This is a genomic window from Microbacterium sp. USHLN272 (genome assembly GCF_037149655.1).
GTDB classification, from domain to species: Bacteria; Actinomycetota; Actinomycetes; order Actinomycetales; family Microbacteriaceae; genus Microbacterium; species Microbacterium galbinum.
Window position 1 is genome coordinate 23,818 of sequence record NZ_JBBCRA010000004.1, and the last position, 17,250, is coordinate 41,067.

At 70.6% G+C, this 17,250-nt stretch carries 18 protein-coding genes and 1 tRNA gene; 10 read left to right on the top strand and 9 right to left on the bottom strand.

Translation table 11 applies throughout. The annotated features are described in order from the left end of the window. Positions 1–42: 42 nt before the first annotated feature. Positions 43–1,107: a threonine aldolase family protein gene (locus tag WFJ97_RS15740; protein WP_336642192.1), complete on the bottom strand. Its 1,065-nt coding sequence runs from the start codon at positions 1,105–1,107 to the stop codon at positions 43–45. 62 nt (positions 1,108–1,169) lie between these two features. Here WFJ97_RS15740 and WFJ97_RS15745 point away from each other — a divergent pair, with 62 nt between their 5' ends. Further along, positions 1,170–2,561, top strand: coding sequence for an MFS transporter (locus tag WFJ97_RS15745; RefSeq protein ID WP_336642193.1), 1,392 nt, complete (start codon positions 1,170–1,172; stop codon positions 2,559–2,561). 28 nt (positions 2,562–2,589) lie between these two features. Here the strand turns inward: WFJ97_RS15745 and WFJ97_RS15750 are convergent, their stop codons facing one another. Together WFJ97_RS15750 and WFJ97_RS15755 are read right to left on the bottom strand one after the other, a co-directional pair. Beyond that, positions 2,590–3,231 carry an SDR family NAD(P)-dependent oxidoreductase gene (locus tag WFJ97_RS15750; protein ID WP_336642194.1) on the bottom strand — a complete coding sequence of 214 codons (642 nt, stop codon included), beginning with the start codon at positions 3,229–3,231 and terminating at the stop codon, positions 2,590–2,592. 31 nt (positions 3,232–3,262) lie between these two features. Then, positions 3,263–4,702, bottom strand: coding sequence for a DUF6421 family protein (locus WFJ97_RS15755; protein WP_336642195.1), 1,440 nt, complete (start codon positions 4,700–4,702; stop codon positions 3,263–3,265). Between the two features lie 72 nt (positions 4,703–4,774). Between WFJ97_RS15755 and WFJ97_RS15760 the strand changes: the two genes are divergently transcribed. The 3 genes from WFJ97_RS15760 to WFJ97_RS15770 all read left to right on the top strand — a co-directional run bounded on the left by WFJ97_RS15760 (position 4,775) and on the right by WFJ97_RS15770 (position 6,599). After that, positions 4,775–5,230, top strand: a complete 456-nt coding sequence (locus WFJ97_RS15760) for an Lrp/AsnC family transcriptional regulator (RefSeq protein WP_247634062.1) — start codon at positions 4,775–4,777, stop codon at positions 5,228–5,230. Between the two features lie 19 nt (positions 5,231–5,249). Next, a complete protein-coding gene (locus WFJ97_RS15765) occupies positions 5,250–5,540 on the top strand; it encodes a DUF4287 domain-containing protein (protein ID WP_247625219.1) in 291 nt (96 codons plus the stop codon). A gap of 63 nt (positions 5,541–5,603) precedes the next feature. Beyond that, a complete protein-coding gene (locus tag WFJ97_RS15770) occupies positions 5,604–6,599 on the top strand; it encodes a 1,4-dihydroxy-2-naphthoate polyprenyltransferase (RefSeq protein ID WP_372491589.1) in 996 nt (331 codons plus the stop codon). A gap of 49 nt (positions 6,600–6,648) precedes the next feature. Here the strand turns inward: WFJ97_RS15770 and WFJ97_RS15775 are convergent, their stop codons facing one another. Continuing rightward, on the bottom strand, positions 6,649–6,957 hold the full coding sequence (locus WFJ97_RS15775) for a DUF4229 domain-containing protein (protein ID WP_247625218.1): 309 nt from the start codon (positions 6,955–6,957) through the stop codon (positions 6,649–6,651). A gap of 46 nt (positions 6,958–7,003) precedes the next feature. Next, the gene (locus WFJ97_RS15780) at positions 7,004–7,894 is read right to left on the bottom strand and encodes a hypothetical protein (RefSeq protein ID WP_336642196.1); all 891 of its coding nucleotides are present in this window, start codon (positions 7,892–7,894) and stop codon (positions 7,004–7,006) included. 124 nt (positions 7,895–8,018) lie between these two features. Between WFJ97_RS15780 and WFJ97_RS15785 the strand changes: the two genes are divergently transcribed. The 6 genes from WFJ97_RS15785 (at position 8,019) to WFJ97_RS15810 (ending at position 14,142) form a co-directional block, all read left to right on the top strand. Beyond that, positions 8,019–8,999 (top strand): glycosyltransferase family 2 protein, encoded by a 981-nt coding sequence (locus WFJ97_RS15785; protein ID WP_336642197.1) that lies wholly within the window; start codon positions 8,019–8,021, stop codon positions 8,997–8,999. After that, the gene (locus WFJ97_RS15790) at positions 8,996–10,387 is read left to right on the top strand and encodes a polysialyltransferase family glycosyltransferase (RefSeq protein ID WP_336642198.1); all 1,392 of its coding nucleotides are present in this window, start codon (positions 8,996–8,998) and stop codon (positions 10,385–10,387) included. The genes WFJ97_RS15785 and WFJ97_RS15790 overlap by 4 nt, the downstream gene beginning before the upstream one ends. Position 10,388: 1 nt before the next feature. Next, positions 10,389–11,585 (top strand): acylneuraminate cytidylyltransferase, encoded by a 1,197-nt coding sequence (locus tag WFJ97_RS15795; RefSeq protein WP_336642199.1) that lies wholly within the window; start codon positions 10,389–10,391, stop codon positions 11,583–11,585. Positions 11,586–11,681: 96 nt separating this feature from the next. Continuing rightward, complete coding sequence (locus tag WFJ97_RS15800) at positions 11,682–12,554, top strand: N-acetylneuraminate synthase family protein (protein WP_336642200.1); 873 nt, start codon at positions 11,682–11,684, stop codon at positions 12,552–12,554. After that, complete coding sequence (locus WFJ97_RS15805) at positions 12,551–13,972, top strand: DUF6716 putative glycosyltransferase (RefSeq protein ID WP_336642201.1); 1,422 nt, start codon at positions 12,551–12,553, stop codon at positions 13,970–13,972. The genes WFJ97_RS15800 and WFJ97_RS15805 overlap by 4 nt, the downstream gene beginning before the upstream one ends. A 94-nt stretch (positions 13,973–14,066) precedes the next feature. Then, positions 14,067–14,142: transfer RNA gene (locus WFJ97_RS15810), tRNA-Met, on the top strand. A 41-nt stretch (positions 14,143–14,183) separates the two neighbouring features. On the opposite strand, the gene WFJ97_RS15815 is transcribed toward WFJ97_RS15810, so the two are convergent. Genes WFJ97_RS15815 through WFJ97_RS15830 form a run of 4 tightly spaced genes read right to left on the bottom strand, consistent with a single transcriptional unit; the run spans position 14,184 to position 17,183 of the window. Then, the gene (locus WFJ97_RS15815; protein WP_336642202.1) at positions 14,184–14,816 is read right to left on the bottom strand and encodes a hypothetical protein; all 633 of its coding nucleotides are present in this window, start codon (positions 14,814–14,816) and stop codon (positions 14,184–14,186) included. Then, a complete protein-coding gene (locus tag WFJ97_RS15820; RefSeq protein ID WP_336642203.1) occupies positions 14,809–15,258 on the bottom strand; it encodes a MarR family winged helix-turn-helix transcriptional regulator in 450 nt (149 codons plus the stop codon). Before WFJ97_RS15820 ends, WFJ97_RS15815 begins: the two co-directional genes overlap by 8 nt. Positions 15,259–15,316: 58 nt before the next feature. Beyond that, positions 15,317–16,537: an alpha/beta hydrolase family protein gene (locus WFJ97_RS15825; RefSeq protein ID WP_336642204.1), complete on the bottom strand. Its 1,221-nt coding sequence runs from the start codon at positions 16,535–16,537 to the stop codon at positions 15,317–15,319. Between the two features lie 22 nt (positions 16,538–16,559). Then, the gene (locus WFJ97_RS15830; protein ID WP_247625210.1) at positions 16,560–17,183 is read right to left on the bottom strand and encodes a TetR/AcrR family transcriptional regulator; all 624 of its coding nucleotides are present in this window, start codon (positions 17,181–17,183) and stop codon (positions 16,560–16,562) included. Positions 17,184–17,250 lie beyond the last annotated feature (67 nt).

Consider the following 17,250-nt stretch of genomic DNA (forward strand, 5'->3'; position numbering starts at 1 on the left):
GCGCTGCTGCGCTGAGCGCGCCCGCCGAGGTTCCGTACGGTCTCAGGCCGTGAGGCGAGCGAGCTCGGCGACGAACGCGTCGACGTCGTCCTCGTGGGTGTCGAAGCTGCACATCCAGCGCACCTCGTTGCGCGCGGCATCCCAGTCGTAGAAGCGGAACGATTCGCGCAGCGCGTCGGCGACGCCGTCGGGCAGAGTCGCGAACACGCCGTTCGACTGGGTGGGCTGTGTGAAGGCGACGCCGGTGATCGAACCCGATGCGATGGCCTGCTCGATCTCGCCGCGCAGGCGGGCGGCCATGGCGTTCGCGTGACGCGCGTTGCGCAGCCACAGGTCACCCTCGAGCAGAGCGATCAACTGCGCCGAGACGAAGCGCATCTTCGACGAGAGCTGCATGTTGAACTTACGCGAGTAGACCAGCCCGTCGGATGCCTCGGGGTTCAGCACCACGACGGCCTCGCCGAGCATGGCGCCGTTCTTGGTGCCGCCGAAGCTGAGCACGTCGACGCCGGCATCCGTGGTGAAGGCCGCGAGCGGCAGATCGAGGGCGGCGGCGGCATTCGAGAGGCGAGCGCCGTCGAGGTGCAGCTTCATGCCGCGCTCGTGCGCGTGATCGGCGATCGTACGGATCTCGTCGGCGGTGTAGAGGGTGCCGAGCTCGGTCGACTGGGTGATCGAGACCACCAGCGGCTGCGCGCGGTGCTCGTCGCCCCAGCCCCAGGCTTCGCGGTCGATGAGCTCGGGGGTGAGCTTGCCGTCGTCGGTGGGCACCGTGAGCAGCTTGAACCCGCCGATCTTCTCGGGGGCACCGCCCTCGTCGACGTTGATGTGCGCGGTCGTGGCCGCGATCACCGCACCCCAGCGGGGAAGCATCGACTGGAGGCCGGTGACGTTCGCGCCCGTGCCGTTGAAGACGGGGAAGGCCTCGGCGCGCTCGCCGAAGTGGGAACGAACGACCTCCTGCAGGCGCGCGGTGTACGCGTCGCTGCCGTAGGCGCCCTGGTGGCCGTCGTTGGCGGTCGCGATCGCGGCGAGCACCTCGGGGTGGATGCCGGAGTAGTTGTCACTGGCGAAGCCCCGGATCGCGGGGTCGTGCTGAATGGTCACCGACCCAGCCTATTCGCCCGAACCCGTATCGGATGTCGGTGGTCCTGAGTACCCTCGAACCCATGCAGCGGACCGCAACGAACCGGGCGTTCCTCAACGTCCTCGTCAATACGCTGATCGCCAACGTGACGACCAGCTTCCTCTGGTTCGCGCTCACTTTCTGGGTCTACATCGAGACGCAGTCGGTGCTCGCGACCGGCGTCATCGGCGGCGCGTACATGCTGTTCGTCGCGTTCTTCGCGATGATGTTCGGAACGATCGTCGATCGGCACCGCAAGCACGCGGTCATGGTGCTCTCGAGCGTGATCTCGGCCGTGGCCTTCCTCGTCGCCGGAGTGCTCTACCTGTCGCAGCCCGAGGCGGCCCTGCTCGACCTGGGCGGCCCGTGGTTCTGGCTGTTCTCGGGTGTGATCCTGTTCGGCGGGGTGATCGAGCAGCTGCGCAACATCGCGCTCTCGACCACCGTCACCCTGCTCGTGCCCGAAGAGAAGCGGGCCAACGCCAACGGCCTCGTCGGCACGGTGCAGGGCATCGCCTTCCTCGTCACGAGCGTCTTCTCGGGGCTCTCGATCGGGTTCCTCGGCATGGGCTGGACCCTCGCGATCGCGATCGCCGCGATGGCGGTCACCTTCGCGCATCTGCTCTTCATCCGCATCCCCGAGAGCGAGCCGCAGGCCGACCCCGACGCCAAGAGCGCGGTCGACTTCCGCGGCAGCGTGCGCGCGATCCGGCAGGCTCCCGGGCTGTTCGCGCTCATCATCTTCTCGACCTTCAACAACCTCATCGGCGGCGTCTACATGGCGCTCATGGACCCCTACGGGCTCACGCTGTTCGACGCGCAGACGTGGGGCTTCGCCCTGGCCTTCGCGTCGACCGGCTTCCTCATCGGCGGCGGCTTGGTGGCCAAGTTCGGCCTGGGCAAGAAGCCGATGCGCACCATGCTGCTCGTCGTGATCGCGATGGGGCTGCTCGGAGCGGTGTTCATGCTGCGCGAGTGGTGGTGGCTGTACGTGCTCGGCATGTGGGTCTACATGGCGCTCGTGCCGCCGGTCGAGGCGGCCGAGCAGACCGTGATCCAGAAGGTCGTGCCGTTCGAACGCCAGGGCCGGGTCTTCGGCGTCGCGGCGGCGATGGAGGCGGCGGCCGCACCCATCACGGCGTTCCTGATCGCGCCTCTCGCCGAGTTCCTCATCATCCCCTACATGGACGGCCGTGAGGGTCAGCAGCAGTGGGGCTGGCTGCTCGGCGAAGGAGAGGCCCGAGGCATCGCCCTGATCTGTCTGTTCGCCGGGCTCATCATGGTGGTCGCGGCGACGCTCGCGTTCTTCACGAAGTCGTACCGCAAGCTCACGGTGCTCTACGCCGAGGCTCCCGAGCAGAGCATTCCGGGCGAGGGCGAGGGCGCATCGGTCGACGATGCCCCGCCGGTCGTCCCGGGAGCATCGCAGCTCTAGACGCCACGCTCCCGATCGCGAACCCCGCTCACTCCAGGTCGATGACCCCGTCGTTCAACTCGGCGGCATCCGCATCCCAGAGACCGACGATGCGCGGTGCCAGCGACTCGGGGTCGAGCGCCTTCGCGCGGAACACGACGGATGCCGCGCGCAGCGGCTCTCCCGCATCCCGAGCCGTCTTGGCGAACCCCTGTGCGACGGCGCGCGTCCACGCCTCGCTCGCGGCCTTGACCGCGGCGTAGTTCGCCCCGCCGGCGAGCGGTCGCGCGACGGCCGTCGACGACACGATCGCGAAGCGTCCGGCATCCGATGCCCGCAGTGCCGCGTCGAACGCGCGGCTCGTCGCACGCACGGCGTCGAGTGAGGGCAGCAGCGCCGTGAAGTCCTCGTCGCTCTGACCGGCAAGGCCGCCGCCCCCACGCCACCCGCCCACGAGGGGCACGACGGCGTCGACCGCGAGGCCGTCGGACGCGAGTCGCTCCGCCAGCGCGATCATGTCATCGAGCGAGGTCGCATCGGCGACGTCGGTCCGGGCTCCGGCATCCGCCAGCGGCTGCAGACGGTCGGCGGAGCGTCCGGTCGCGACGACGCGCATGCCCGCCGCGATCAGCGCGCGGGTCACGGCGAGGCCGGAGCCGCTCGTGGCCCCCGCGAGAACGATGGTCTTCATATGCGAGACTCCGGCCCGGCCGTGGATGCGATCAGTCGTCGGTTCCGCGGATTCCCACGGTCGACTCGATCACGGTCTTCATCTTCTTGTCGAGCGCCTCGAAGAACATCGACAGCGGGAACTCGTCGTCGAGCACCGCGTCGGTGTAGCCCTTGGGGGCCCCCGCGAGGATCTCGTCCGACAGTCCGCGCGCCCAGGCGGACGCCGGGTGCGGGGTCAGCACCGAGCGGACGAGGTCGTAGGCGGCCAGCCAGTGCGCCGTCTTCGGACGGTCGATCGAACGCCAGTACAGGTCGTCGATCGCGTCGCCGAGCGCGACGACCGCGTCGGGCACGCCCTCCCAGTCGAACGCGAGCGCCGTGTCGGTCCAGTGCAGCACGCCGCGCTGGTGCAGCCACGCGAACAGCAGCTGTCCGCCGAGGCCGTCGTAGTTGCGCACGCGCGAACCCGTGATCGCGAAGCGGAAGATGCGGTCGAAGATCACCGCGTACTGCACCAGAGGTGCATGCTCGAGCATCTCGCGCTCGGAGTCGGTGAGGTCCTCGCCGGCCTCGCTGCGCGCGGTGAGCGTGCGCTCGATCTTGACCGACTCGCGGAACGCGGTCAGGTCGCAGCGCATCTCTTCGAGCGAGTAGAGGAAGAACGGCATCCGCTGCTTGATCATGAACGGATCGAACGGCAGGTCGCCGCGCATGTGGGTGCGGTCGTGGATGATGTCCCACATCACGAACACCCGCTCGGTGAGCGCCTGGTCGTCGAGCATGTCGGCGGCGCGTTCCGGCAGATCGAGCTTGGTGATCTCGGATGCCGCGCGCGTGACGCGGCGGTAGCGGGCGGCCTCGCGGTCCTGGAAGATCGCGCCCCACGTGAACGAGGGGATCTCGCGCATCGCGACGGTCTCGGGGAACAGCACGGCCGAGTTCGTGTCGTATCCGGGCGTGAAGTCGATCAGACGCAGCGAGACGAACAGCTTGTTGCCGTAGTCGCCGGCCTCGAGGGCGCCGATGAACTCCGGCCAGATCGTCTCGACGATCAGGGCCTCGACGAGGCGGTCGCTCGAACCGTTCTGCGTGTACATCGGGAAGACGACCAGGTGGCGGATGCCGTCGACGCGGTGCTCCTGCGGCTGGAACGCCACGAGCGAGTCGAGGAAGTCCGGAACGCCGAAGTCCTCGGCGGCCCAGCGGTCGAAGTCGACCACGGAGGCCGCGAGGTAGGCGGCGTCGTGGGGGAAGGCGGGCGCGAGGGCGCGGATGCCGGCGGTGATCGCGGCGACGAGCTCGCGGGCCGTCGCGTGGTGCGCGGCGTCGGGGATGGATCCGTCCTTGATCTGCATCTCGCGGATCGCGATCGCGGCATCCTTGAGCTGTGCCCAGGCGGCGCTGGACTCGGCGGTCGATGCGTCCTCGACGACCTCGGGTTCGCCGACGATGGCCTGAACAGCGGAACTGTTGGCGGAAATGATGGACATCGGGACCTCCGATCGGAGAAATAGACGGAAACTTTCCTGTGCAAACGGGAAGCTAACGATATTCTTACACGCATGGATGACTCTGTCGACCGCGCGATCCTTGCCGAGATCTCCCGCGACGGGCGTGCCACGCTCTCGCAACTGTCGGATGCCGTCGGGCTGTCGGTCTCGGCCGTGCAGTCGCGTCTGCGCCGCCTCGAGACGCGGGGCGTGATCACCGGCTACCGGGCGCTGCTCGACCCGGAGAAGGTGGGCACGCCGCTCTCGGCGTTCATCGAGATCACCCCGCTCGACCCCGCACAGCCCGACATCGCCCCCGAGCAGCTCGAGCACCTGGATGCGATCGAGGCGTGCCACTCGATCGCCGGCGACGCGAGCTACATGCTGTTCGTGCGCGTGGCCTCGCCCCGGGCGCTCGAGGAGCTCGTGCGCGACATCCGGCTCGCGGCATCCGTGAACACCCGCACGACCGTGGTGCTGCAGACCTACTATGAGCATCGACCGATCATCCCGATCGCGCACGACTGACCCCCTGAAGGAGACACCGATGTCGTTCCAGGCCTACCTCGACAAGGTCGAGACCCAGACGGGTCTCACGCCCCGGCAGTTCATCGCGCTCGCGAAGGAGCAGGGTTTCGACGACACGACGAAGTCGACCGTCGTGCTGAACTGGCTCAAGGAGACCTACGGTCTCGGTCACGGGCATGCCCAGGCGATGGTGCACGTGATCCTCAAGGGGCCGAAGATCAGCTCCACGCACGTCGGCAAGGGCGGAGCACACGGCGACAAGAGCGACGAGCTGTGGCTCGACGGCAAGGACTCGAACCCGAATCCCTGAGCCCGAATCCCCGACCCGCCGTCGCCCCCGGGGCGTCATGGGCTCGCACAGTAGGATTCCTCCGTGGCAGCATCCTCGAAGCGCAAGACCTCCGCGACCCGTAAGACGAACCCGGCTCGCGTGAGCGGCAACCCGGCGAAGCGGGCGAGCGGCGACCCCGCCCGCCAGGCCGTGATCGAGGCCGGGCCCGTCACGCTCGGCGACTGGATCGGCGCCGCGCGTCTGCGCACGCTGCCCCTCGCGATCGCGCCGGTGCTCATCGGCACGGGAGCCGCGCGCAGCACGGGCCCCGAGTTCCACTGGGTGATCGCCCTCGCGTGCCTCGCGGTCGCGGTGCTGCTGCAGATCGGCGTCAACTTCACCAACGACTACAGCGACGGCGTGCGGGGGACGGATGCCGTGCGCGTCGGTCCCACGCGCCTCACCGCTTCGGGTCGGGTGAAGCCGCGTACCGTGCTCATCATCGGGCTGGTGTTCTTCGCGCTCGCCGCCGCGGTGGGCGTCGCGATCGTGGTGCGCACGGAGCAGTGGTGGATGCTGGCCGTCGGCGCCGCATGCATCGTCGCCGCCTGGTTCTACACCGGCGGCAAGCGCCCCTACGGCTACGCCGGTCTGGGCGAGGTGTTCGTGTTCGTCTTCTTCGGGCTCGTCGCGACCCTCGGCACGACCTGGGTGCAGATCTTCGACCTGCCGCAGCAGGCGTGGCTCGGGGCGATCGCCGCGGGACTGTTCGCCTGCGCGGTGCTGCTCGCCAACAACCTGCGCGACATCGACCAGGATCGCGTCGTCGGCAAGCGCACCCTCACGGTGCTCATCGGGCGCCGCGCGACGCAGGTGCTGTTCACGCTGTTCGTGCTCGCGCCGTTCGCGATCGCGATCCTGCTGGCGTTGCTCTTCCCGATCGCCTGGCTCTCGCTGCTCGCCCTGCTCGCGGGGCTCCCGGCGATCCTGATCGTCTGGACCTACCGCCAGCCCAAGGAGCTCGTCATCGCTCTCGCGCTGACCTCGCTCACGTCGCTGCTGTACGCCGGCGCCCTGTTCTGGGCGTTCATCGGCTGAGCCCGGCAGAACTAGGCACAGCCCGGCACAGCCCGGCCGTCTCCCACGGTTACTTCTCGTCGCGGGTTTCGTCGGCGCGCGTCTCGCTCTCGCCGTCGACCACCGCATCCTCCGCGTCGGCATCCTCCTGGCCGGTCGACGCGCGCGCCTCGCGGCGCTCGACGATCGCCGCCGACGCCTCGGTGAGCGGGCGGCGCAGGAACAGCATCGAGATGCTCGTGCCGATCAGCGCGGCGAAGATCGCGGCGAGCCACCAGAACTCCCGGAAGATCGGGAAGAAGAACCAGAGGATCGCGAGCGGGACGAGGAACGCCAGCAGCCGCAGCACGGAGTAGACGAAGAAAGGTGCAGGCTTCACCCGACAAGTCTACGAGCGTTCTCGGGGCGGACTTCTCGGCCGACCCTCACAGCCCGATACGGGCGAAGGGGATGCCGCGCACGACCCGGTGCCGGGGATGCTCGCCGAGCGTCCACAGCATCCGCTCGTCCGGATCGAGCGCGAGGTCCTCGCACCCGGCGGGCAGGGGCACGGAGTGCCGGGTCAGGGCATCGCGCGTGCCGGTCCACAGCCTGCCGGGGGTCTTCAGCGCCGACTGCGACACGAGGATCCGGTCACCCCACCGCACCGCACCCTGCATGCGGGGGATGCCGGGCGCGAACCGCTCGTGAGCGACGAAACCGTCATCGGTGCCCTCGGGGATCGTGAACTCGCCGATGCGTCCCTCGTCGTCGCGGCGGTACTCGCCGATCAGCACCCGTCGCAGCGGTGCGCCGTCGACGTCGAACGCGCGCCCGAGGAACGAGCAGCGCAGATCGATCGGATGCACGCGCGTGCGCACGGCGACCAGCGCGGAGCGCGGCCACCATCGGCCGGCGATCCCGCGCACGCGCCGAGCGACCGGGCCGTGCACGCGGCGGATGTCGGACAGGTCGAACTCCCAGATGCCCCGTCCCGTCGCCGCGGCGAACAGCCGATCGCCGAACCAGGCCAGCCCGCCCGTGTGGATCTGCGCGGGCTGGAGGTCGCCCGCATCGTCCTCGATCGCGAGCGCGATGTCGATATGCCTCGCCCGCTCGGTGTCGATCAGCACGACGCGCGAGGCGAGATGATGGCCGGTCCGATCCTGGCGGAACCAGCTGACGGCGAGCGTGCGGCGACCCTCGCGTTCGCCGATGTCGATCCCCTGCGGATACCAGCGGGTCGTCCAGGCGCGCGCCGAGAGCCATCGCAGATCATGGGTGTCACGGCGTCGTCGCAGCATCCGTCGACCGTTCGACCCGCGTGAGAAGAGCATCGCTCCATCGTCGCCGATGCGCGCGGCCCCGCCTACCAGGACACCCCGCGTTCACCCGCGCGTCGCCGGGCGGCAAGGAACGCCTGAGACGATTCCCGACCGACCGACCATCACCGGGAGTCCCGTGCGCAGTCCGCTCGTCACCGTCATCCTTCCCGCGAAGGACGCCGGCGCCTACATCGCGACCACGCTCGAGACCCTGACGCGCCAGTTCGACGACCCGGCGGCGCTGAAGCTCGTGGCGATCGACGACGGATCCGACGACGACACCGGCGCCCTCATGCGCCGGTACGCCGATCGGTTCCCGCACGCCGAGGTCATCCGCAACGACTCGGCCCGCGGCCTCGCGAGCGCGCGCAACCAGGGACTCGCGCACGTCGAGGGCGACGCCTTCTGCTTCCTCGACGGCGACGACTGGATGCAGCCGCAGCGCCTCGCCGTGCTCGCGCGCCGACTGCGGGAGCTGGATGCCGACTTCCTGCGCACCGATCACGTGACGGTGACGGATGCCGATCGGGCACTCGTGCGCGCTCCGCATCCGTGGCGGGAGACGGTCGTCGCCGCCCGCGACGCGATCCTGCCACAGGCCGAGACCACGATGGTCGACTACCCGTTCGCCTGGGCGGGCATCTTCGACCGCCGGATCATCGACCGGGGACTCGCCGCCTTCCCCGAGGGGCTGCACACCGCCGAGGACCGCCCCTGGATCTGGCGGCTGCATCTGTCGGACGCCTCGTTCGCGGTGGTCGACGCCCCCGCGCTCCTGTACCGCCGCGGGGTGTCGACGTCGCTCACGCAGGTGCGCGATCGGCGGCAGCTCGACTTCGCCCGTGCGATGGCCGAGGCCGTCGCGATCGTCGAGGCGGATGCCGAGGCCGCTCGATTCCTGCCGAAGATCACCTTCTCCTCCCTGGCACTCAGTTCGCACCACCTCGTGCGAGCCCGGCGGATGCCGCGCGCACTGCGCGGGGAGATGCGTGCGGAGATCGTCGAGCTGCTGCGGGCGCTGCCCCACGCCGAGGTGCGGGCCGCCGTGCGCGCACTCTCGGGACCACGGCGCCGAGTGCTCGCGCGGGTGCTGCGACGGGCGGGGCACGGCTCATGACCCGGATCTTCGCACTGCACAGCGCCTACGGACTCGCGACCGTCGCCGCGGCGATCGACGAGGGGCTGCTGGAGCCGCGTCCCGGCAAGGTGGGCCGCGGTGGAGCGGGCGGCGACCGGGTGCTGGTGCCGTTCGTCTCGGCGCGGGTGCCCGAGCTCGTGACCGGGATCGCCGCAGACCCGGCGCTCGCCGCGCTGCGCACTTGCTTCGACCGGATCGAGGACCTCGACGCGCTGCTCGGCCCGCTGCATCCGAGCGGATGGGAGCCGGAACCCGCCGACCTGCCCCTGCTCGAGCGCCTGTTCACCCGCGCGTGGAACCTCGACGCCGATGATCTCGAGCTGTTCGTGCAGAGCCCGCAGGTCGCGCCGGCGCGCACGCTGATGTCGCTGTTCCCGCGCGCGAAGATCACGATCGTGGGCGACGGCCTCATGACGTACTCGCCGATGCGGGTGCCCCTCGACCACGCCGTGCGCCGCCGCATCATCCGGGTGCTGCACGCCGACGTCGTGCCGGGGGTCGCGCCTCTCGCAGGCGGCCCGGTCGCGGCATCCGTTCCCGTGCCCGTCGCCGCGTTCGGACGCGTGCTCGACGAGACCGATCTCGGGGAGCCCCTCCTCGACACGGCGGGGCATCCGCTCGACGACGGCGCCCCCACGACGATCGTGCTCGGGCAGTACCTCTCGGCGCTCGGACTGCTGACCCCTCGCGAGGAGATCGGGCTGCAGCGCGAGCTGATCGACCGGGCGGCCGGCGCCGGGCCCGCCCGCATCATCTTCAAACCGCATCCGGCGGCGCCGCCGCTGCAGACGGATGCCGTGCGCGAACGCGCCCTCTCGCACGGCGTGGAGTTCGCCGTCTACCGGGGCCCGCTCGCCGCCGAGGTGCTGGCCCGCCGCGTCGATGCGCGTGCGGTGGTCGCGGCGTTCTCGACCGCGCTGCCCACCGTGCAGGCTCTGCGCGGCACGACGATCGCCTCGGCGGGGGCGTCGATGCTGCTGCGGCGCCTGCGCCCGTACGAGAACAGCAACCGGGTACCGCTCGCGATCGTCGACGCGCTCACCCGAGAGGATTCCCCGTACGTCGATCCTGCGCGTCTGCAGCTGCTCGTCGATGCGGTCGGCTACGCCATGCAGCCCGAGATCGCCGGGCACCTGCGCGATCGCGCGGAGTTGCTGCTGCGCGATCTGACGCCGGGGGAACGCGAGCGGTACTTCGCGCCCGAGCGGCTGCGCGACCTGCGTCTGCCCGGGGCGCCCGCCGAGGGTGCTGCGCGGCGGATGCTGCGCTCGGCCGGAGGCACCGGGCGTATGGAGGAGCTGCGGTTGACGGCGATCGGGGCACGACGGCGTGCGGGCCGGGCCTGGCGAGTGATTCGAGGACGATGACATGAGCGATGACATGAACGAGGCGACCGACGGGCTGACCGTCGCGATCATCCCCGCGCGCGGCGGGTCGAAAGGCGTGCCGCGCAAGAACCTGCGCACCGTCGGGGGAGTGCCGCTGGTCGTGCGCGCGATCCGGGCGGCGCGCGACGCTGCGGGCATCGACCTCGTCGTCGTCTCGACCGATGACGACGAGATCGCCGCCGTGAGTGCGGCGGCGGGCGCGCGGGTGGTCCGTCGACCCGCGGAGATATCCGGCGACACGGCGTCGTCGGAGAGCGCGATCCTGCACGCGGTCGACGAGATCGAAGCCGCGGGGGAGCGGGTCGGGATCATCGCGTTCGTGCAGGCCACCTCGCCGTTCCTCCCGAGCACGGCGCTCGCCGGAGCCGTCGCCGAGGTGCGGGCAGATCGCGCCGACAGCGTGTTCTCGGCGCACGAGACCTACGGCTTCCTCTGGCGTCGCGGCAGCGGATCGGAGGTCGACCAGGCCGCGGCCATCAACCACGAGGCCGCGCATCGCCCGCGCCGCCAGGATCGCGAACCGCACTACCTTGAGACGGGCGCGTTCTACGTCTTCCGTGCGGAGGCTTTCCGCACGAGCCGGCACCGTTTCTTCGGCCGGATCCGCATTGCCGAGGTGCCGGAGTGGACGGCGATCGAGATCGACGATGCACAGCAGCTCCGCATCGCCGACGCGCTCGCCGCGGTGCACGATCGGGCAGGCGAAGCCCCCGGGCGCATCGACGTGCGCGCCGTGGTCACCGACTTCGACGGCGTGCACACCGACGACACCGCGATCATCGACGCCGACGGCGGGGAGCGCGTGCGAGTGAGCCGGGAGGACGGCATGGGCGTCGCACTGCTCCGGCGCGCCGGCATCCCGATGCTGATCCTCTCGACCGAGCAGAATCCCGTCGTCCGCGCCCGGGCCGAGAAGCTGCGGGTGCCGGTGCTGCACGGCATCGACGACAAGGAGCAGGCGCTGCGCGCGTGGGCCGCGGACGCCGGCATCCGCCTCGACGACGTCGCCTACCTCGGCAACGACGTCAACGACCTGCCCGCGATGCGCATCGTCGGGTGGCCGGTCGCGGTGGCGAACGCGCACCCGCGCGTGCTCGCCGCAGCGCGCGTCGTGCTCACCCGCACCGGGGGGAACGGCGCCGTGCGCGAGCTCGTCGAACGGGTGTTGCCCGACTGACCGGTGCCGGTAACCCGGGAGTCGTCGGGTGTTCACCCCCGAGGCGTAGCCAGGAGGGGCGGGGGTTTTCCGCATCGCTCGACCACCGGAGGAACCATGACTGTCAGCATCGGATCGCGCGTGATCGGCGGCGGTCGCCCCGCCTACGTCATCGCCGAGATCGGCCTGAACCACAACGGCGACGTCGATATCGCGAAGCGGCTCATCGACGTCGCGGCCAGGGCCGGTGCCGACGCCGTGAAGTTCCAGAAGCGCACGCCCGAGATCTCCACCCCCGCGCACATGCGCGACGTGCCGCGTGAGACGCCCTGGGGCACCATGAGCTACCTCGACTACCGCCGCCGCGTCGAGTTCGGACGCGACGAGTACATCGCGATCGGCGACCACGCCACGATGCTCGGCCTCGACTGGTTCGCCTCGCCGTGGGACGTGCCGAGCGTCGCCTTCCTCGAAGACCTGGGCGTGGTCGCGCACAAGGTCGCCTCGGCGAGCCTGACCGACACCGAGCTGCTCCTCGCCCTGCGCGAGACCGGCAAGCCCGTCATCCTCTCGACCGGCATGTCGACGATCGAGCAGATCGATCGCGCGCTCGACACGCTCGGCACCGACCGCGTCGTGCTCATGCACGCCACCTCCACGTACCCGCTCGACCCCGAGGAGGCGAACCTGCGGGCGATCGCCACGCTCCGCGACCGCTACGCCGGGATCCCCGTCGGCTACTCCGGCCACGAGCGCGGCCTGCAGATCTCGCTCGCCGCCGTCGCGATCGGGGCCGTCGCCGTCGAGCGCCACATCACCCTCGACCGCACGATGTGGGGTTCCGACCACGCGGCCTCCCTCGAGCCGACCGGCCTCGAGCACCTCGTCCGCGACATCCGCGTGATCGAGAAGGCCCTCGGCGACGGCGTCAAGCGCGTCTTCGACAGCGAGCTCGCCCCCATGGCGAAGCTGCGCCGCGTTCCCGCATGACCGACCTGCGCCCCGGTGCGGGCGGAGGGCTGAAGGTCGTCGCGATCGCCGATGCCGACTCCTTCGTGAAGTGGTCGGCCTCGCTGCTCGCGGCGGTGCCCGGCATCCGTCCGCAGCTGCTGCTCGTGCGCACCCCGCTCACCGCGAGCGCGGCCCAGCAGCGCACGGCTCTCGCGGGCACCGGCATCCCTGAGTCCGATGTCGCGCGCATCGCCTTCCGCGAGGCCGAGGCCTGGCTCACCCGGCACGAGCCCGACGTCGTCGTGCTCGCCGGGCGCGGCCCTTTCGTGCGCCTGATGGGGCGCGTGATCGACGCGCTGCCCCAGCGTCCCGTCACCGTCTCGGGCCTGCCGGGGATGGCGATCCCCGCGCAGCGCGGCGCTCTCGACTACCGGCGCCACACCGACCTGCTGGTCGTGCACTCGCACCGCGAGCAGCGGGCCTTCGCCGAGCTCGGTCGTCGCATCGGTGTGCAGATCCCCATGGCCCTGGCGACGCTGCCGTTCGCGCGCGGGCGGGAGCGGATGCTGGCGGCCGATCGCGCGCGGGTGCTCGCCGCCGGAGCGGCGGGGGTGTCGGGAGTGGCGGGCGTCGCGGTCGCCGAACGCCCGCAGCCTGCCGGGGCCGTCGCTCACCGCCCACCGGCGACCGACGTCGTGTTCGCGGCTCAGGCGATGGTTCCCGCGGAGCGCGCCGAGCGCGAGAAGATCGCCGAGATGCTCATCCGCGCCGCCGAGGTCGACCCCGCCCGGCGCATCGTCGTGAAGCTGCGCTCGCGGCCGGGGGAGGCCGAGACGCACCTCGAACGCGACTCGTACCCCGAGCTGCTCGCGGGCCGGATGCCGTCGAACCTCGTCGTCTCGTACGCGTCCATGGCCGAGGCGCTCTCGACGGCCGCGGGTCTCGTCACCGTGAGCTCCACCGCCGCGATCGAGGCCGTCGCACAGGGTGTGCCCGTGATCGCGCTCGACTCCTACGGGGTCAGCAAGCCGCTCCTCAACACGGTGTTCGTGGGCAGCGGTCTGCTCGGCGGCGGGCGTGAGGTGGTGGGCGGCCGGTTCCGTCAGCCGCACCCCGACTGGCTGCGTGACAACTACTTCCACCCCTCGAAGGAGTCGACGTGGTGGGAGCGCGTCGAGGAGCTCGTGGCACTGCGCCGGGCGGGCGGTCTTCCGGCCCGGCGGGTGCCCGCACCTCGCGGCGGTCGGCTGCACGAGGCGTGGCATCGGGCCAGCGTGCTCGGTCGCGAGGACCGGTCGGTCAGCGGGGCGGTCGCACTGGCGATCGGTGTGCCGGCGACCCGCCTGATCGCGGCGCTGCGCCGGGGGCGCACGCAGGGCGGCGGGCGCACCTGGGCGGATGCCTCGACCGACTACACGCTCGAGCCGAGCCCGTTGCGCGACTCCATCCGGCGCTGACGTCGTGCCTTGATGACGTCATACGAAGTAGTCGAGTGTCACTTCGAGGAATGTCCTCGCTTTGACGATCACGGCCGGGTAACCTCAGTGCCATCGCGGCGATCCGGGCGGTCCCGGGCCTCAGCTCATATCTGATGGCGTTGCGGGTTCGACTCCCGCCGTCGCGTCCACTTCTCCCGATTCGCGGCCCCCGTCGCGTGGTCGCCGATGCTCAGGGGATGCACACGCGCACGGCGCTGAGGAAGCCGTCCGGATCGTCGACCCACAGTCGCACCACCTCGATGTCGTGCGCGCCGCCCTTCGGACGCCGACCGGGCAGGGTCACGCGCAGCGGGCGTTCGAGCTCGACCTCGACGTTCGTCTCGTCCTGCATGCGCAGCGAGAGGACGCTCCGCCCGGCGTCGAGTGTGAGACGCGGCGACTTCGGCTCGTCGACGACGCGGACGCGGGCGACCGAGGCGATGTCGTCCCAGGGGAGAGCGATCGAGACCTCGAGACCTTCGCGCACGAGGATGCCGTCCGGTCCGACGGCGAGGGGGCGGGTGAAGAAGCCGCAGAGCAGCCCGATCATCCAGGTGAGTCCCCAGATCCCCAGCACGAGGAAGAAGATCCGCACGGCAGGCCAGGGGTGCACGATGAGATCGATGATCGGGATCTCCACGGCCGACAGCACGATGAAGACGATCAGGATGGTCTGCACCGGCTGGTGGTAGCGGAACCCGGTCGCCCCGGCGGGGATCGCCGGGCGGCGGGCGATCGCGCGGCCGATGCTCTCGTAGATGCGCAGTTCGACGACGAGGGCGCGCCGGGCGATCGAGCCGATACGGTGCAGCGCCTCAGTCACGGTCGTCCTCGGTTTCGGATGCCTCGGCCATCAGTGCCGCCAACCGGTCGCTGATGGCGTCGAGTCCGCGTTCGAGAGCGGGTCGGTCATCGGCGTCGACGGCGTCGAGCAGCACGGCGCTCAGCTCGCGGTGCTCCCGCGTCGTGGTCTCCATGAGGTGCGCGCCCGTATCGGTGAGTTCGATGAGGACCGCCCGCCGGTCGGTGGGGTGCGTCGCGCGCCGCACGTAGCCGGCGCTTTCGAGGGCATCCACGAGCGCGCTGACGTTCCGCGCAGAGACGTGCAGGGCCTCGGCGACCGCCTGCTGCGGCACGGGGCCCGCGTGATGCACGGTCCACAGCACGGCCATGCGCGCGCTCGACAGCGCGGTGCCCGCGAACGCGCGCGCCATGTCGCGTTCGAACAGGTCGGCGATCAGGAGCAGGCGGTCGAGCAGAAGCATCCGATATATCCTTACCTCAGGTAATCATTACCCAAGGTAACAGATTGTCGGGTGGGCGTCACCCGAGCCGCTCGTCCAACCAGTCGAACATCCGCTGCGCCGTGATCGTGCGGCCGAGCGGCTGGCAATGCCCATCGGCGCCCTCCGCCTCGGTGAAGCGCACGACCGTCGACACGCCGGGCGTCAGTGCGGCGAGCCGGTCGGCCTGGCCGGGCCAGAACTGCTCGTTCTCGGGGGAGAGGATCAGCAGCGGGGTCGTGATCTCGGCGGCGATGTCGGCGACCGAGTACTGACGCACGGCCTGGATCGTCTCGCCGTAGCCTCGCGTGCCGTAGGGGCGTGCGCGGAAGCGCCAGGTGCGCGCGGTCTCGGGGGAGAGCTTGAGGCCGAGCTCCATCTCGCGGTCGAACTTCTCGACCTGCCCCTCGTCGAGCAGCTTCAGCAGCCCGTGCGGGAGGTGCCCGGTCCACGAGGTCGAGACGTCGACGAGCCCGGGGTCGGTGATCGCAGCGGCGAAACGGTCCTCGAAGGCGAGGGCGCGCGCCACCCAGTAGCTGCCCTGGCTGATGCCGTAGACCGCGATGCGCATCGCATCCACGCCGTCGAGGCGGGCGACCGTGTCGAAGACCGGGGTGAGCACGTGCTCCCAGTCGGGGCGGAACGGCACGTCCTTCTCGAAGAGCTCCGACTGCTGGCCGGGACCGTCGAAGACGAGCACGTTGTATCCGCGGCGCAGGGCGGGCGCGACGGCGGCCGCGTAGAGGGAGGCGCGCGAGCCGTCGCTGCCGTTGACGGCCACCAGCGTCGGGGGCGTCGCGCCCTCCGGTGCCGGCGCGGGGCGGAAGAACCATCCGGGCAGGGTCCCGCCGCCGCACGGGATCGTGACGTCGTCGACCACGGTCGAGGTGTGCGTCACGAATCCGCGCCAGGCGGCCTCCTGCTTCGCGAACGTCGGTGCCATCGCATCCGGGTCGGCGAGTGCGCTCGCCGCGTTGACCGCGACCCCGTAGTACGCCGAGGCGCGCAGGTAGGCGGATGCCGCGCTCACCGGGTGCCCCGCCTCCGCGCTCGCGGATGCCGTGGCGACCGTGCGGTCGGCCAGACCCTTCCAGGCGTCGAACCAGGCCTCGTGCTCGCCGTTGCGGATGCCGGCGACGGCGGCGAGGACCTCGCCCGGTTCCGCGGCGCCCTCCACGCTCGCGCCGAGGACGCTGCGGATCTCGAAGTCGAAGTCGGCGCTCTCGGAGAACGCGCGGATGTGGGCGGCGTGGTGCGTCATGCGGGACTCCCTTCCGTCTCCACTATCGAGGGTCGTGCGCCGAGCCCACAAGGCGCTGCTCGACCCGGCCCCATCCGTGCTCGAGCACGACGAACCCGGCGTCGAGGGTGGCGAGCTGGTCGTCGCTGTCGGTGATGAGTAGCTGCAGCTGCAGCACGAAACGTGCGTAGACGCGGATCTCGGGCGTCGGGGCGTCGAGGCCGAGCTCGTCGGCGATCGCATCCGCCAGCGCGTCCTCGTGGCGCAGCCACATCTTGGCGGCGTAGTCGCGCAGCGCCGGGGTCTCGTTGAGGAATCGCAGGAAGATGCGCGCGACGTCCTCGCCGTGCTCGTCGAGGTTCGCGCCGATCTCGGCGGCGTAGAAGTCGCGGATCGCGCGGTTGATCGTGCTGCCGTCCGCACGGTCGCGCACGGCGCCCACGAGGCGGTCGCGCTGCTCGTCGTCCTCGTCGAAGACGAGCGCCTCCTTCTGCGGGAAGTGCGCGAAGACGGTGGTGGGCGAGACATCGGCCGCGTCGGCGATCTCGCGGATGCTGACGTCGTCGAATCCGCGTTCGAGGAACATCATCGTCGCGACATCCGAGATGTTCTTGCGGGTCGCCGCCTTCTTGCGCTCCCGCCGGCCGAGGGGGTTCGTTCCGGTCATGCCTCCACCCTATCGCGAACTCGATCCAAAACTGGCTTGACACCAAAACTGGTATGGATACACTTTC

Coding starts and splice junctions, on each gene's coding strand:
- WFJ97_RS15745 (WP_336642193.1), top strand. CDS start 1,170: ATGCAGCGGACCGCAACGAACCGGGCGTTCCTCAACGTCCTCGTCAAT.
- WFJ97_RS15750 (WP_336642194.1), bottom strand. CDS start 3,231: ATGAAGACCATCGTTCTCGCGGGGGCCACGAGCGGCTCCGGCCTCGCC.
- WFJ97_RS15755 (WP_336642195.1), bottom strand. CDS start 4,702: ATGTCCATCATTTCCGCCAACAGTTCCGCTGTTCAGGCCATCGTCGGC.
- WFJ97_RS15760 (WP_247634062.1), top strand. CDS start 4,775: ATGGATGACTCTGTCGACCGCGCGATCCTTGCCGAGATCTCCCGCGAC.
- WFJ97_RS15765 (WP_247625219.1), top strand. CDS start 5,250: ATGTCGTTCCAGGCCTACCTCGACAAGGTCGAGACCCAGACGGGTCTC.
- WFJ97_RS15780 (WP_336642196.1), bottom strand. CDS start 7,894: ATGCTCTTCTCACGCGGGTCGAACGGTCGACGGATGCTGCGACGACGC.
- WFJ97_RS15790 (WP_336642198.1), top strand. CDS start 8,996: ATGACCCGGATCTTCGCACTGCACAGCGCCTACGGACTCGCGACCGTC.
- WFJ97_RS15795 (WP_336642199.1), top strand. CDS start 10,389: ATGAGCGATGACATGAACGAGGCGACCGACGGGCTGACCGTCGCGATC.
- WFJ97_RS15800 (WP_336642200.1), top strand. CDS start 11,682: ATGACTGTCAGCATCGGATCGCGCGTGATCGGCGGCGGTCGCCCCGCC.
- WFJ97_RS15805 (WP_336642201.1), top strand. CDS start 12,551: ATGACCGACCTGCGCCCCGGTGCGGGCGGAGGGCTGAAGGTCGTCGCG.
- WFJ97_RS15820 (WP_336642203.1), bottom strand. CDS start 15,258: ATGCTTCTGCTCGACCGCCTGCTCCTGATCGCCGACCTGTTCGAACGC.
- WFJ97_RS15825 (WP_336642204.1), bottom strand. CDS start 16,537: ATGACGCACCACGCCGCCCACATCCGCGCGTTCTCCGAGAGCGCCGAC.
- WFJ97_RS15830 (WP_247625210.1), bottom strand. CDS start 17,183: ATGACCGGAACGAACCCCCTCGGCCGGCGGGAGCGCAAGAAGGCGGCG.